The following is a 14,823-nucleotide window of genomic DNA, read 5'->3' on the forward strand; positions in this document are numbered from 1 at the left end:
CGGGCAACACATGCGCCCCGTCAGAGCGTGTCATGGATTCATTCATCCCCGCGCCCCCCTTTGGGCGTGCGGGACAAGGCAGCAGGGCAGCGTCACGTCAGACCGGCCACTGTTCGAGGCGATAGGCGGCGTCCCAGAACATCCATTCCAGCCGCGCGGCCTGGGTGTAGGCTGCGTGCATCTGGTCCCGCACGGCCGGCGTGGATGCCGCCGCGATGCGGTCGATGGTGGCACGCATGCGCGTGACCAACCCGTGAAAATGCTCGTCGGCGTAGGTATCCACCCACGCCTGCCACGGATTGCCCGGTACGCTGCGACCCACCGCGTCGCGCCCCACCTCCGCGTAGATCCAGAAGCAGGGCAGCAGCGCCGCCATGGCCACCGGCCAGGGTGCACCCCAGGCCGTGGCCAGCAGGAAGCTCGTGTAGTGCTCGGCGCTGGGCGAGAGCGGCACCGCCGCAAACTGTTTGGGCGTGACGCCGAACTGCTGCATGAAGCCTCCATGCAGCTCGCGCTCGGCCACCACCGCCTCCTGCGCAGCCTCGGCCAGCTGCACCATCGTGTCGGCGTCATCGGCCCGCGCCGCGGCCACCGCCAGCGCCCGGCCGAAGGCCACCAGATAGTGCGCGTCCTGGATCATGTAGTGCCGGAAGCGCTCGGCCGACAGGGTGCCGTCAGCCAGTTCGCGATTGAACGGCATGGCGAGGGTTTTCTGGAACAACGCTTCGTTGCGGGTCCAGGCTTCTTCGGTGAAGGTGGGCATGGGGGTCTCCTGTGTCGGCCCTGTTGGGCTGGTCATTTGAAAAGGTTCTGTCACAACCTGACCCCTTCCTGGTCGATGTTGCGCAGCAAGGCCGGGTTCGAATACCCCTCCGGGTGCTCCCACTCTTCCAGCCACACCGGCAGGGGCGACACGAGAATACCGGTCTCCAGCAGCACATCGAACGCAACATCAGCCATGTCCAGCTTGGTAGGCAGAAGCCGCTGCGGTTTTCCCCGAAGCAGCACAGCCACATCCGCATCACTGTCGGGCTGATGATCACCACGCGCACGACTGCCGTAGACAATGGCACCGGCCATGTCGTAATCGTGGGCAATCCGGTCCAGAAAGTGCCGGACTGCGTGCTCGGTATCGTGATCGAGAGGGATCATGCGGGCTTGCCCCGAAGGAAACGGGTTGACATGACAGACACAGCCCGCAGCATAGCAAGCCCCGGTCGGGTTTCCAACATGGCGCTGCGACCGGCAGGCCCCGCCCGGCGTTCCGCGCCACGCTCGCCCACGCAACCGGCGTGTCATGCTCTATGATCGGGCAATGCTCACTCGTTCACCCCTGCCCCGCGCCGGGCGCTGCTTCCCGCTGCTGGCCACACTGCTGCTCACCGGCACGACGGCCCATGGGGAAACGGTTTCCCCCTCATCTGTTTCGTCCGCCATGGCTCAGACATCCCTCCCTCCAGCAGAATCCACCCCGCCTGGCAAGTCCACGCAATCTGCCGGCCACACTGTCCGGACTGTGGGGTCCAGCACGCCATCTGCCCATCGTCCCGCCAGCCCCGGGCTGTCCCCCCTTCCGGTACCCGGTAACGACAGCCCCCATCCCCACGGCACGCTCACCGGCAGTGGCCCGGCCATTCTGCCCACCAGCGAACAGCACTGGATCACCTCCAGCCACACCGGCCGCCGCTACCGCATCCAGACCACCATCACCGGCCCGGCCCCGGAAAGCGGCTACCCGGTGTTCTACACGCTCGACGGCGACACCCTGTTTGCGGTGGCGGCCATGGCCGCGCATGCACTGACCACACGCACCGGCGAAAATGGCGTCGAGCCCATGCTGATCGTGGGGGTGGGCTACAGCGACGGGGCCTGGCTCAATACCGATGCCCGGGTGGACGATTACACACCCCCCGTTCCCGACGGCAGCGCCAGCCACGATCCGCGCGGCCGTATCCAGGGCGGTGCCGACCGTTTTCTGGCCTTCCTGAAGCAGGAACTGCAGCCGGCCCTTGCGCAGCGGTTCCCCATCGATCCACAAAGCCAGAGCCTGTTTGGCCACTCCTTTGGCGGCCTCTTCACGCTGCACACGCTGTTCACGCAACCCGACGCCTTCCAGTGCTACATTGCCTCCAGCCCGTCACTGTGGTGGCACGACGAGTATGTCCTGAAGGAGCGCGACGCCTTCGTGACGCGCATGCGGGCGGCACTGACCGGCAAACCGGCTGGCGGCAGCCCGGTTGCCCTCCCGGCCACTGTCCCGGGCAGCAAGTCTGATTCGGAAAAGGGCCACACGACAGTTCGCGAAAGCACCTCCCCGGACACCAGCCATGCCACGCCAGCCCTGCCCCGGTTGCGGCTGAGCATCGGCGAGTACGAGCAGAAGCACGCCCCCCGCATCGCCCCCGACAGCCAGCGCGCGCAGATGCTGAAAAATCGTGCCCAGGTGGACCGTGTGCACCGCTTTGCGCAGCACATGCACGAGGCACTACCGGAACTGGATTTGTCGATGACCGAGTACCCGGGCGCCACCCACGGCAGTGCGCAGATGTATGCAGTGCTGGATGCATTGCGACATGCGTGCGGGAAGGAGTGAAAATGGACAACCCAGGACGAGGAATCCCATGAGCAGCATTCAACTCGACCTGACCCCACTGGACAATGCCATCGCCCGGCTGGATGAGGGCTGGACGCGCTACCAGCGGGATGTCTCCGATATCCAGATCCGGGACGGGCTGATCCAGCGTTTCGAGTTCACCTACGAAATCAGCCACAAGATGCTCCGGCGCTTTCTCGAACTGACATCCGCAAACCCGGCAGAGTTTGATGGCATGGCGTTTCAGGACATGATTCGTACGGGCAACGAGCGCGGCCTGCTGCTGGGTGACTGGCCGGCATGGCGGAAGTATCGGGAGATGCGCTCCAGAACCAGCCACACCTATGACGAAGAAGTGGCCATCGAAGTCGTGAAGGGCATTCCGGCATTCCAGCGGGAAGCAGCCCATCTGCTGCAACGACTGCGCGCAGGCATCGAATGACACTTGACCTGACTCCGGAACAGAAGTCCATCGTGCTCGACATTCTGCGAACACACGTTCCCCGGCATGAGGTGTGGGTTTTCGGATCTCGTATGAAGGGCACAAGCAAGCCCTATTCGGATCTGGATCTGGCCATCATCACCCAGCAGCCCCTTTCATTGGATATTCTGGCAGAGCTGACGGATGCATTCTCATCGTCCGACCTGCCCTGGAAGGTCGATATCGTCGACTGGGCCACAACGCAGGAGAGGTTTCGCAGAATCATCGAGGCACAGCATATCGTGCTGCACAAAGCATGCACTGATTCCGAGATGAATCATGATGTATGACGAGTCATGATTTGCGATCGATCAACATAGTTTATATTTTTTGCGAAACATCAATCTATCGACCATCAAGACCCGAATGGCCTGCCAGCCTGCTCCGACTATCCCCTGATTTTTGGGCGGATCATTTGCACCACACGCATCCGTTACACTGTATCATGGCACGGCAGGCGTCCGTCTGCCCCGTTTCAGACCACACCCCTCTGACCGAGAAAGAAAGCCATGAAGAAACTCCTTGTCGCTTCCCTGCTCTGCACCGCCTCGCTGGCCCAGGCGCACGATCTGTGGGTGACTGCCCCCGCAACACTCTCGCCCTCCGAGACGCTGAAGGCCGACCTGTCCTACAGCCATGACTTTCCGTACCCGGATGAAATTCCGGCCGACCGGCTGCACATCTTCGAACCACTGCACATCACCTCGCCCGATGGCACAAGGAAGGATCTGGTCCAGCAGGGCAAGAACTATCAGTACGTGTCCGAAAGCCAGCTGACCAAGGGCAGCTATGTGCTCACCGCCAACTACCGGCCAACCTTCTGGTCGGAATTTGCCGATGACAAGTGGGCTCAGGGCGACCTGACGAAAAACCCGACCGCCGTGGCCTGCCAGCAGGCGCAGATGTTCGGCAAGAGCATCGTGGTGGTGGACGGCGGCGAGAATCTGGAAGCGATCAGCCGCCCCATCGGCCAGGAACTGGAAATCGTGCCACTGGCCAACCCCAATTCAGCGAAGGTGGGCAAGCTCTTCCCGGTGCGCATCCTGTTCCAGGGCAAGCCGCTGGCCGATGAAATCGTCACCGCCACGGCAGACACCATTGCCCTGATGGACGAAGAAGCCACGCACGATCACCGCGAGCCGCAGATCTTCTCGGGCAAGACCGACAAGGAAGGCAAGGTGAACATCATTCCGCTGGTGGAAGGTTTCTGGAAGGTCAAGGTCAAGCACAAGACACCGTTTGCCAACCAGAAGCAGTGCCACGAGAACTCGCTCAGCGCCACACTGGCAATGCAGATCGGCACCAAACGGGTGGATATCAGCAAGCCGCACGCGCACGACTGAGGCAGCCCCCTCGGGACCGGGCGATGCCGCCCGGTCCAGAGCATGCCGGGACCGCATGCGTTCCCGCGCTGCTCCCCTTTTTGGGGCAGCATCTGTCACCTCTTGCTGAAACCTTCCTTCATTCCGGCAACCGCGCAGCCCCCTTTGGGCCAGCCCTGCATTCGTGCCGTGCAGAACTCTCTCACTCCTTATGCAAGGCATGACATCTGCGTGTTCACCCCCCTTATGCCAGCTCCCGGGGCAGGGCCTCCGGCGACGCGGACCCGTCGGCATACCTTTCCCCATGTCTGCCGGCGGCATCCTGAATCAGGACGGCTGCCGGAATGCCCAGTCCTTCATTGAGACGGCGGATCATGGACAGTGAGAGAGGACGTTTGCGTGAGAGAACCTCCGAAACCTTTGAAATCGATCCAAAGTACGGAATCATGTCCTTGCGGGAAAGTCCCATCTGATCCATCCGGAACAGGATCTGTTCGACGGGGTCAGGCACGACAGGCGGAATCGTTCTGGTCTCGTAATCCTCGATCACCAGCGCAAGCAGTTCCAGCTCGTTCTCTTCTGGCGAATCCGGCGGCGGGTCGAGCGCCATCAGCGCCTTCAACCGGGCCATGGCATCGTCATGCTCCGCCTGAGTCTTGATGATCTTCACTTCCATATCTGTCACCCTTTCCGGAAAGCATCCTCAATCCCGAAAATTTTGTTTGGAATACTCGGCATGGGTTCCCACCCAGTCGATCACCACAAGTCCATTGCGATACCTGACTGCCACGACAAGGCGATAGGCATTCCCCTTGATGTTGAATATGGCCCGGTTGCCGGACAGAAAGTCCACGCTTGCATATTTGTCCTTGATATCCTGTGGCGACAGCCATGTCGAATATTCGACATCCGTTTGCCAGGCATTCAGCGGCCGCCGTGCATCGGCATGCTTCTTCCTGAATGCATCGAGAATGTCCAAACCCACGATCCGCATGCTCTGACGTCGCCAAAAATAAGCTCCCGGCATCTTACTTCCCAAAAAGGGAAATCGCAAGACGGTTCATCGGCTTGCTCCACTACGTTCAAGCCAGCCAGTCGCCTGCAACGCTACCGCCTCACGGAACGGGGCCAGTCTGCGCTAGACCAGCACCCGCCTGCCCGGGAATCCTGAGAGCCATGGTACGGACCTGTTCGTCCCCGCACTGAGACATCCGCGGTGGAGCAATTCCGCCCACGAACGGCCCCTGTCCCACCGTCCCCTCCCGGCAACATCCGCACCCCGTCCATCCCCGCAGACGCGACGCCCACGCTGAATGGGCGCATGATGAACAGGCATCCGCCCGGCCTGCTGCCGGCGCGGCGATCTGTGCTTCCGGGAACACGCGTTCACACCGAGGGGATTCCATGTCTGCTGGTCCGAAAACCCGCCTGCTGCGCCTGCTGGCCGTCTGCCTGCCCCTGACACTGCCGGCCGTCCAGACGGCGCCCGCCGCCATGGGCCAGTCCCATCCTGCCTCAGCCACGCTCTCCCATGCAGGCCAGGCACACAGGCCAGCCCCCACCGCAACCGCCCTCACCATATCCCAGCCACCGGCAGCACCGGCTCCCCGCACCGGCGACATCCCCAGCGCGCTGCAGGAATGGGTTCCCTGGGCCATGCAGGGACACGAGATGCTGGCCTGCCCGGGCGCGGCAGATCCGGATTCGCCGCGCGCCTGTGTCTGGCCCGAGCGGCTGACGCTGGATATCGACGGCCGCCAGGCACGCTTCGTGCAGGTGGTGACGGTCTATGGGGCGCCCACCGCCGTGTCACTGCCCGGCGAGACCGGCAGCTGGCCGGTGGAGGTACGCAACCAGCGTGGACAGCAACTGGCCATCACAGCCATCGGCAGTCCGGCGGCAAGCGGTGGTGCTGCGGCGAGTGGCGGTGCTGCGGAGGACCATGCCTCCCGGAGAACGCTCATCCCCCGGGTGTGGCTGTCCGCCGGCCAGCATGTCCTGAGCGGGCAGATCACCTTTTCGCATCCGCCGCAACTGGTGCGGGTACCGCCACAGACAGGGCTGCTGTCGATCACGGCCAATGGACAGACCGTGCAGCCCGTGCTGGATGCCAACCAGCGCGTGTGGCTGAAGGAGCGGCGTAGCGCCAGTGCGCCGGAGGCCGTCAGCAATACGCTGACCACCCTCATTCGCCGGCGCATCGACGACACCATCCCGCGCCGCATCACCACGCATTTCGAGCTGAACGTGGCCGGTCTGCCGCGCGAGGTGAATCTGCCCGCCGCACTGCTGGCCGGCACGGTGCCCCAGCGGCTCACCAGTGACATTCCCGCCCGGCTCTATCCGGATGGACGGTTGCAGGCACAGCTGCGGCCCGGCACCTGGCATCTGGAGGTGGAGGCGCTGCAGATGGCGCCGGCCACGGAACTGAAACTGCCGGCCGATGCACCGGATACGGAAGTATGGTCGTGGGTCGATCACAACGACCTGCACGTGGTGCAGGTGGAAGGTGTGCGGGCGGTGGATGCCCAGCAGGCCCATGTGCCGGCAGCCTGGAAGCATCTGCCGGCCTGGCAGGTGGCGCACAGCGACACCTTCCGGCTGGTGACACAGACCCGCGGTCAGCAGAATCCGGCATCCGGCGAGATTGCCCTCAAGCGCACCTGGTGGCTGGACTTCGACGGCCAGGGCATGACACAGAAGGACGAACTGAGCGGTACGATGTCCACCCCCTGGCGACTGCAGCAGCAGGGACCCGCCCGGCTCGGCCATGCACGCGGGCCGCAGGCGGCCCTGCCCATCGGGACGCTGCCGGCGGATGAGCAGGACGCTTCGACCTCCCGTGCTCAGGAAGCCAGGACACCCGTCGCACAGCCCGACGGCATCACAACCGGTCACGCTGCGGACACCCTCGATGCGGCGGCAAACGATGCAGCACCGGCAAACACGGGAACCGGCAATACCGGCCGCAAAACCCCGGGTACGTCCACCCAGGTGCCCCCCGGGGAACCCGGCGTGGAAATCCGCCGGCAGAAGCTGGCGCTCACGACGCTGTCGCGCCTCGACACACCTGCCAGCGCCTTCCCGGCCACGATGCTGCCGGCCAATGGCTGGAACACGGTGCTGACGGGCATGGAGGCGCAGCTGCAGCTGCCCCCGGGCTGGATGCTGCTGTCGGCCTCCGGCACGGACGAGGTGTATCCGCCCACCTGGACTTCACGCTGGCGGCTGTACGACTTCTTCTTCATGCTGCTGATCAGCCTGGCTGCGTTCCAGCTGCTGCGGCCGCTGCCGGCCACGGTGGTGATGCTGGCCGCCCTGCTGAGCTGGTACGACCTGGAACTGGCCTGCTTCCTGCTGATCGGGCTGCTGGTGATGCTGGGCTGCCTGCGGCTGGCGCGGCGGGGTTCGCCTGCAGAATCGTGGCTGCGGGGCATTGGCCAGCTGCTGGCCATGGTGATGCTGCTCGTGCTGCTGCCCTTTGCCGCCGCCGAGATCCGGATGATGATCTATCCGGTGCTGGAGCACCATCAGGCCTGGGACGGCAGTTCCGACTATCTCTCGTCGAGTTTCGGGGATTCGCGCGCCCGGCACACCGTGCGCAAGACGCGCAGTGCCCATGCGGATGACATGGCCGACGATGACGGGACGGAAGCAGCCACCTCCCTGGCGGCCATGGATACCGTTGAGATGGCCGGCACCGGTGCAGCAGATGAGGCGGCGCGCAACCGCTCCCTGTCCGTCGCCGGGAAGGCCGGGGGGCATCTGCAGGGTGCTCCCGGCCCCCGGGATACCCTGAACCGGGCTGCGCAGCAACGCCCGGCCATGCCTGTGCAGACCGGTCCGGGCGAGCCGGCCTGGTCGTGGAATGCCCACACGCTGACCCTGCATGGCGATGTGCAGCCCGACCAGACCGTGTCGCTGCATCTGCTCTCGCCCTGGGGCACACGTGTGCTGAAACTGGTGCGCCTGCTGGTGCTGTTCGGCAGCCTCTGGTTCCTGTTCCGGGCACTGCCTGGTGGACGGCGGCCTCCGGCAGGAATGGGTACACCCCCGGGCCTGGCCGCCCTGCTGCTGGCGGGCCTGATGTTCACCGGTCTGGCCAGTAACGATGACGCCCGGGCTGCAGACGATGGTGAGTCGCGGACTGCGGACAGCGCACGAAGTGGCTACAGGGCCAGCGAGCTGCAGGCCATCCGCGATCATCTGTATCCGGCCCCTGCCTGCGCCCCACGCTGTTCGGCCCTGGCCCAGATGCGCGTGCAGGCCGGCACCGACCGCATGACGCTGCTGCTGCTGGTGCACGCGCAGGCGCTGGTACAGGTACCGCTGCCGGCCCACGACACCGCCGACAACTGGCGGGTGGACACAATACTGCTCGACGGCCAGCCGGCCACCACGCGGCGCGATGAAGATGGCCTGCTGTGGGCACTGGTACCGGCCGGCATTCATACCGTGCAACTGCAGGGGCCCCTGGGCCAAGGCACCAGCATCCGGCTGCCGCTGCCCTCGACCCCCGGCATGCTGCAGATCGAAAGCGCTCCGTGGACAGCCGAGGGACTGAACGCCCAGGGCATTCCGCAGGAAGGCGTGCTGACGCTGTCCCGCCAGGCGCAGCGTCAGGCCGGCACCGCCATTCAGGTGCTGACCCACGTGCCCGACGCCCTGCCCGGCTTCGTGCAGGTGGACCGCACGCTGATGATGGACGAGCGCTGGCGGATGGTGACGCGCATCAGCCGCCGGTCCGTCAGTCAGGCACCGGTGCGCGTGCGCTTTGCGCTGCTGCCGGGCGAGTCGGTGAACGACGAGCGGGTGACGGTGCGTGACGGCGTGGCCGAGCTGTCGCTGGGCCTGCTGCGCGAGATGGTGGTGGAAAGCACACTCCCGATCAGCCCCGCCTTCGACTGGCGGGCACTGCCCGCGCAGAACCAGATCGAGACCTGGTCGATGCGCTACGGCCCCACCTGGCATCTGCACTGGCAGGGCGTGCCACCCACCCAGTATGTACAGGGTGGCCGGCTGCTTCCCCGCTGGACCCCCTGGCCGGGCGAGACGCTTCACGTGCGCGCCCTGCAGCCCGTGGCCATTGCCGGGCCGACACTGACACTGGAAAGCGAGCAGACCGAAGTGACACCGGGTGCGCAGAGTACGCTGGTCAAGAGCACGCTGGTGCTGCGCGCCAGTCTGGCCGGCACCCAGCGGGTACAGCTGCCCGAGCGGGCCGTTCTCCTGGAACTGGCGCTGGACGGGACCAACGTGCCCCTGCAGGTCAGCGGCCAGACGGTGGACCTGCCCGTGCTGCCCGGCAGCCACGAGCTGACGCTGCGCTGGCGCCAGCCGGTGGGCACCGACGGCATCTTCAACCACTTCCGGACACAGGCCCTGTCGCTACCGCTGCCGGGCGTGAACGCCGTGACCCGCCTCTCGCTGCCGCCCAGCCGGGTGGTGCTGCTGACGGGCGGACCGGACCTGGGTCCGGCGGTCCGCTTCTGGGGGCTGTTCCTGCTGCTGGTGGCCGGCGCGATGGTCTTCGGCCGGGTGCGGGACATGCCACTGGGCCGGGTGGGCTGGCTGTTGCTGCTGCTGGGCGTGGCGCCGATGTCGCTGCTCGGCGCCCTGCTCGTGGCCGGCTGGTTCTTCGCCCTGGCCTGGCTGCCCCGTCGCACTTGGCTGGTCCAGCGCATGGCCCGTGCAGACGGTCTGATCAATCCCCATCGTCTCACACCGGTCACGCAGCAGCGTGGCCGCACATTGAAGACACTGGTCCCCTGGCTGCTCGGCCTGCTGTCGTTTGCGGCACTGGCCGTGCTGTTCAGCACCATCAAGACCTCGCTGCTGGGTTATCCGGACCTGCTGGTGACAGGCAACGGCTCGACGCACCTGAATCTGAACTGGTACCAGGACCGCTTTGCCGACCGGCCCGAATCCGGCTGGGCCATCACGGTCTCGCTGACGGCCTACCGGGTAATGATGCTGGCGTGGGCCCTGTGGCTGGCCTTCTCGGTACTGAAGTGGATCCGCTGGGGCTGGCAGCGCGTGGTGGCTCAGGGGTATGCCGGCACTGGCGACGGTGACAACCCCGGCGGCGATGATGGTCCCGGCGGCCCAGGCACCTCCGGTGGCCCGGGACGTGGGGATGAACCGGCGTCGGGTGACAGGCCGGACGAATCGCACGTCCGCCCGGAGAACCCAGGCCCTGCTGCCGGTGCCCCGGCCTGGACCGGTGCCCCTGCTGCCTGGGTCAGTGCTGCTGCCGGTATCGCGGCTGATGACGGCGCCAGCCCCCATGCCGCTGCCGAAGCCGATACCCGTACCGATGCGGGTACCCGCATGAACACGGGTCCGGCGTCAGGCACCGGGCCGGGCCTGAGTTCTGGCCTGAGTTCGGATTCGGATTCGGGTTCGGGTTCGGGTTCGGGTTCGGGTTCGGGTTCGGGTTTGGGTTCGGGTTTGGGTTCGGGTTTGGGTTCGGGTTCGGGTTCGGGTTCGGGTTCGGGTTCGGGTTCGGGTTCGGGTTCGGGTTCGGGTTCGGGTTCGGGTTCGGGTTCGGGTTCGGGTAAAGGCATTGCACCAGAGGGTGCAAGACCCCGGCGCACGCAGGCTGCGGCACCGGCTGCCCCCCACGCACGGCGCCCGGTCGTGCCCGTCCCTCAGCCACTCAAAACCAGGGGCATCCTGCACTGGCCGTTCGCCGTCGTGAAGGGACTGGCCATGGCAATCGGCTTTCTGATCCTGCTGGTGCTGTTCCTGAGTCTGGTTGGGGGCTTTCTGAACATTTTCCTGTGAGTGGCAGCGCCCTGCCGGCCTCGTCTGCCTGCAGGAACCTCTGCAAAAGTCCTGCGGCACTTTGGCTCCCATGTTCGGGGTGATGCAGTGCGTGTCATGGGACTCAATCGCCCCCACGCTGGCCCCCGGCCATGTGCTGACAGGACGCCACGCAGGCAAGGATGGCGGCCGTCTGGCCAGGCAAGGCAGCGCCCTGCCGGCTTCATCTGCCGGCACAGGCAGCTCGCTCCAGCGGCAGGCAGCCGCTGCATATTCACCACAGAATCACCATAAAGGGGACACAAAGGGGGCACAGTGTCCCCCTGGTATCCCTTGTGGGGCTGCGCGGGCTCGAACAGATCCGGGACACGCTCTATAATGGTGGGTTTGGAACGCGTCATGGGCTCAGTCATCCCCACGCTGCTCCCGAATCCGTAGACTGACAAGGTGCGCTGCCGGGCTGCCTTCTGCCAGTCTCTTTCTCTCTCATTCCTCCTGCCGCTTACCTGTTTCCGACGAGGCCCGTACCGGGCCTCAACCAGCCATCCCGACACAGGCGCAGATGATGCGGGCCATGCCACGGCATGCCGGCCGGAACGTATCCATGCCGTTGCCAGCCACGTGCAGAGCGGCCGCCCCATCAAAAACCCGCCTTCTCCCCCAACTCCTCCCTTATCCAAACGGCCCCTTCCGTGCGCCAGCCGGTGCATCCGGAACCGCGGGGCTGGAGCAACGATTTGAATACTGAAGCAACCTTTTCCAGCCTGGGTCTGGCCGATACGCTCCTGCGTGCGCTGGACGACGTGGGCTATACCCGCCCCACCCCCATCCAGGCCAAAGCCATTCCCGTGGTGCTCACCGGCCGCGATCTGCTGGCCGCCGCCCAGACCGGTACCGGCAAGACCGCCGGCTTCACGCTGCCCATCCTGCAGCGCCTGCTCGAAAAACCGGCGCAGGGCCGCAAGCCGGGCCGTCCCCGCTGTCTGATCCTCACGCCGACGCGCGAGCTGACGGCCCAGGTGGCCGAGTCGGTGGAGGCCTATGCCAGATACACCCGCATCCGTTCGGTGCTGATCTTCGGCGGCGTGAGCATCAATCCGCAGATCCAGGCGCTGCGCCAGCCGGTGGACATTCTGGTGGCCACGCCGGGCCGGCTGCTCGACCATGTGCAGCAGGGCACGGTGGACCTGTCGGGCATCGAGATCTTCGTGCTGGACGAGGCCGACCGCATGCTGGACATGGGCTTCATCCACGACATCCGCCGTGTCATTGCCAAACTGCCGGCAAAACGCCAGAACCTGCTGTTTTCTGCCACCTTCTCGCCAGAAATCCGCTCGTTGGCCCATGGCCTGCTCGACAGCCCGGCCGAGGTGGACGTGGCGCCGCGCAACACCGCCTCCGAGCTGGTGGACCAGAGCGCCCATCTGGTGCCCAGGACACGCAAGCGGGCGCTGCTGTCGTACCTGATCGGCTCGCGCCGCTGGACGCAGGTGCTGGTCTTCACCCGGACCAAGCATGGCGCCAACCGCCTGGCCGAGCAGCTGGGCAAGGACGGCATCGAGGCCATGGCCATCCACGGCAACAAGAGCCAGGGGGCCCGCACCCGGGCACTGTCGCGCTTCAAGGATGGCTCGCTGCCCGTACTGGTGGCCACCGACATCGCCGCCCGTGGCCTGGACATCGACGAGCTGCCGCACGTGGTCAATTTCGAGCTGCCCAACGTGCCGGAAGACTACGTGCACCGCATCGGCCGTACCGGCCGGGCCGGACGTGAAGGCACGGCCGTGTCGCTGGTCGACCGCGAGGAAATGAAGCTGCTGACCGGCATCGAACGGCTGATCAAGCGCCAGATCCCACGCGTGGAGGTGGAAGGCTTCACCGGCTGGCAAGCCCAGCCGGGCGATTCGGCCGACGACATCAACGACCGTCCGCCGCTGCCCCCGGGCCAGCGCCGGGGTGGCCGGGCACCACAGGGGCGTGGCCAGGGTCAGCCTCGTCCGGCCACCACGGGTGCCGGCCGCACCCCTGGCGCTGCTGCACCGGCTGACGGCCGCAGCAGCCGGAGCGCCTCCTCCCAGGGTGAAGGCCGTGGCCACGGGGGTGCAGCCTTCCAGGGCGAGGGCCGGGGCCGGACGGCCTCCCGGGCAGCCGAACCGGGCGCCCGTCCGGCCGGCTCTGGCAATGGCGCCCGCCGTCGCAGCCGCGGCGGCCGGGGTGGGCGTGCCGGGGGCAATCTGGGGGCAGCGCAGGACTGATCTCCCCAGGGGCACGGGGCCGCACACGCCCCGTCATGAGCAGCCCCTGCCAGATGTGCCACCTGTAAAAAGAACCCCGCATTCCCCTCCCACCGTTGGAAGGAAACGCGGGGTATTTTTGACGGCCTTCGCAAGCGCAGCCCTGACCAGATGTAGCGCCCTTAAATAGAGCCCCGCATATCCTTCCGCCTGCATGGAAGGATATGCGGGGTTTTTGATGGCCAGCGCAGGCGCAGCCGTCAGGGCTCGTCCTGCAGGTCCGGATCCTGGGCCGCAATGGCACCGCGCAGGCGGGCCAGCACCCGGCGCAGGCGGGCGGCATTTTCGGGGCCGACCCGGATCATGATCTTCTGGCCGGCCGACAGGTTTTCCAGTTTGTCGGACTCGAAGCGATACAGCACCTTCGGCTGCACCAGCCGGATCGGCCCATTGACACGGGGCGCCGCCAGCATGTCGTCGATGGCTGCCAGCATGCGGTCCTGGAAGCGCTCGCCCGGAAAGCCCGTGTTCTCGTAGGTGTGCTGCAACAGCGGGTAGAACTTCGCGTACAGGCGGGCCAGTTTCGTGACGTTGAGCTTTTCCACGTAGCCGATGATGGGCGCATAACGCGCGTAATTGGCCTCATCCAGCGTGATCGTGTCGCCTTCCTTCTTCACGCGCAGCAGACCGGGCACGCCGCGCGCCACCCGCATCTGCGAGGGCACGTGCTCGCGCGACAGGTTGTCGACGGTGATCACGGTACGCCGTGCCTGCTCCTGCAGGTTGAAGTACTTGCGTACCTGGGCCAGCGGGAAGCTGCGGGCAATCTCGCGGTTGATGGCCGCCTCGCTGGCATTGACCGGTGCCCGCTTCAGGCGCGGTTTCTTCCTGCCGGCGTCCGGCTGTGCGCCAGCTTCGGTGCCACGGCCGGCGGCGGCCTCGGCCTCCTTGCGCGCCGTTTCTTCGATGGCAGCCAGCTCGGCAGCCAGACGATCGGCTTCGGCCTTCTCGGCGGCCGCCTTCTCTTCAGCGGCTTTCTGTGCGGCTTCCTTTTCGGCGTCGGCCTGGTCTTCCGCCTCGTTCCTCTCGGCGGCAGCACGGTCTTCGGCAGCCTTGCGTTCCTGCTCCGTCCGGCGGCGGGCGTCATCGGCCTCCTGCACGGCACGGCTCGTTTCTTCCGCCCCGCCAGCACGCTTGTAGCTGTCGAACTGCGCGGGCGAGAACAGCCCCTTCACGAAGTTGCCCGCCTGGTTGAGCATGCCGGCCTGCCAGCCCCACAGCAGCAGCAGGGCCACCGCCGCGGCGGCCACGGCCAGCCAGAAGGTCAGGGCAGAGGAAGGTTTGGGAGGTCCTTTGGGAAAAGCCATATCGCACAGGGGTGCCCAAAACAGCCCCGCCCGCTGCCAACCGGCAGCCGGCCAGACCCTT

At 65.9% G+C, this 14,823-nt stretch carries 11 protein-coding genes; 6 read left to right on the forward strand and 5 right to left on the reverse strand.

Annotated features, from left to right (window positions below):
- Window positions 1-97 precede the first annotated feature (97 nt).
- The gene (gene tenA, locus EHV23_RS09285; RefSeq protein WP_125095825.1) at window positions 98-763 is read right to left on the reverse strand and encodes a thiaminase II; all 666 of its coding nucleotides are present in this window, start codon (window positions 761-763) and stop codon (window positions 98-100) included.
- Between the two features lie 50 nt (window positions 764-813).
- Window positions 814-1,152, reverse strand: coding sequence for a nucleotidyltransferase domain-containing protein (locus EHV23_RS09290; RefSeq protein ID WP_125095826.1), 339 nt, complete (start codon window positions 1,150-1,152; stop codon window positions 814-816).
- A 163-nt stretch (window positions 1,153-1,315) separates the two neighbouring features.
- Between EHV23_RS09290 and EHV23_RS09295 the strand changes: the two genes are divergently transcribed.
- The 4 genes from EHV23_RS09295 to EHV23_RS09310 all read left to right on the forward strand — a co-directional run bounded on the left by EHV23_RS09295 (window position 1,316) and on the right by EHV23_RS09310 (window position 4,417).
- Entirely contained in the window at window positions 1,316-2,593 is a 1,278-nt protein-coding gene (locus tag EHV23_RS09295) for an alpha/beta hydrolase (protein WP_158615900.1), read from the forward strand.
- Window positions 2,594-2,621: 28 nt separating this feature from the next.
- On the forward strand, window positions 2,622-3,035 hold the full coding sequence (locus tag EHV23_RS09300) for a nucleotidyltransferase substrate binding protein (protein ID WP_125095828.1): 414 nt from the start codon (window positions 2,622-2,624) through the stop codon (window positions 3,033-3,035).
- Complete coding sequence (locus tag EHV23_RS09305; protein ID WP_125095829.1) at window positions 3,032-3,364, forward strand: nucleotidyltransferase family protein; 333 nt, start codon at window positions 3,032-3,034, stop codon at window positions 3,362-3,364. Before EHV23_RS09300 ends, EHV23_RS09305 begins: the two co-directional genes overlap by 4 nt.
- Before the next feature lie 219 nt (window positions 3,365-3,583).
- Window positions 3,584-4,417 carry a DUF4198 domain-containing protein gene (locus tag EHV23_RS09310; protein ID WP_125095830.1) on the forward strand — a complete coding sequence of 278 codons (834 nt, stop codon included), beginning with the start codon at window positions 3,584-3,586 and terminating at the stop codon, window positions 4,415-4,417.
- A 223-nt stretch (window positions 4,418-4,640) separates the two neighbouring features.
- Here the strand turns inward: EHV23_RS09310 and EHV23_RS09315 are convergent, their stop codons facing one another.
- Both EHV23_RS09315 and EHV23_RS09320 read right to left on the reverse strand, forming a co-directional pair.
- Window positions 4,641-5,072, reverse strand: a complete 432-nt coding sequence (locus EHV23_RS09315; RefSeq protein WP_238990412.1) for a helix-turn-helix domain-containing protein — start codon at window positions 5,070-5,072, stop codon at window positions 4,641-4,643.
- Window positions 5,073-5,099: 27 nt separating this feature from the next.
- Window positions 5,100-5,381 carry a type II toxin-antitoxin system HigB family toxin gene (locus EHV23_RS09320; RefSeq protein ID WP_238990413.1) on the reverse strand — a complete coding sequence of 94 codons (282 nt, stop codon included), beginning with the start codon at window positions 5,379-5,381 and terminating at the stop codon, window positions 5,100-5,102.
- A 419-nt stretch (window positions 5,382-5,800) separates the two neighbouring features.
- On the opposite strand from EHV23_RS09320, the gene EHV23_RS09325 reads away from it, so the two are divergent.
- A complete protein-coding gene (locus tag EHV23_RS09325; RefSeq protein ID WP_125095832.1) occupies window positions 5,801-11,182 on the forward strand; it encodes a hypothetical protein in 5,382 nt (1,793 codons plus the stop codon).
- Window positions 11,183-11,898: 716 nt separating this feature from the next.
- The gene (locus tag EHV23_RS09330; protein WP_125095833.1) at window positions 11,899-13,416 is read left to right on the forward strand and encodes a DEAD/DEAH box helicase; all 1,518 of its coding nucleotides are present in this window, start codon (window positions 11,899-11,901) and stop codon (window positions 13,414-13,416) included.
- A gap of 239 nt (window positions 13,417-13,655) precedes the next feature.
- Here EHV23_RS09330 and EHV23_RS09335 read toward each other — a convergent pair whose 3' ends face one another.
- Entirely contained in the window at window positions 13,656-14,762 is a 1,107-nt protein-coding gene (locus tag EHV23_RS09335; protein ID WP_158615901.1) for a DUF3014 domain-containing protein, read from the reverse strand.
- Between the last annotated feature and the right edge of the window lie 61 nt (window positions 14,763-14,823).

The sequence above is a fragment of the Lautropia dentalis genome (assembly GCF_003892345.1).
Lineage (GTDB): Bacteria > Pseudomonadota > Gammaproteobacteria > Burkholderiales > Burkholderiaceae_E > Lautropia > Lautropia dentalis.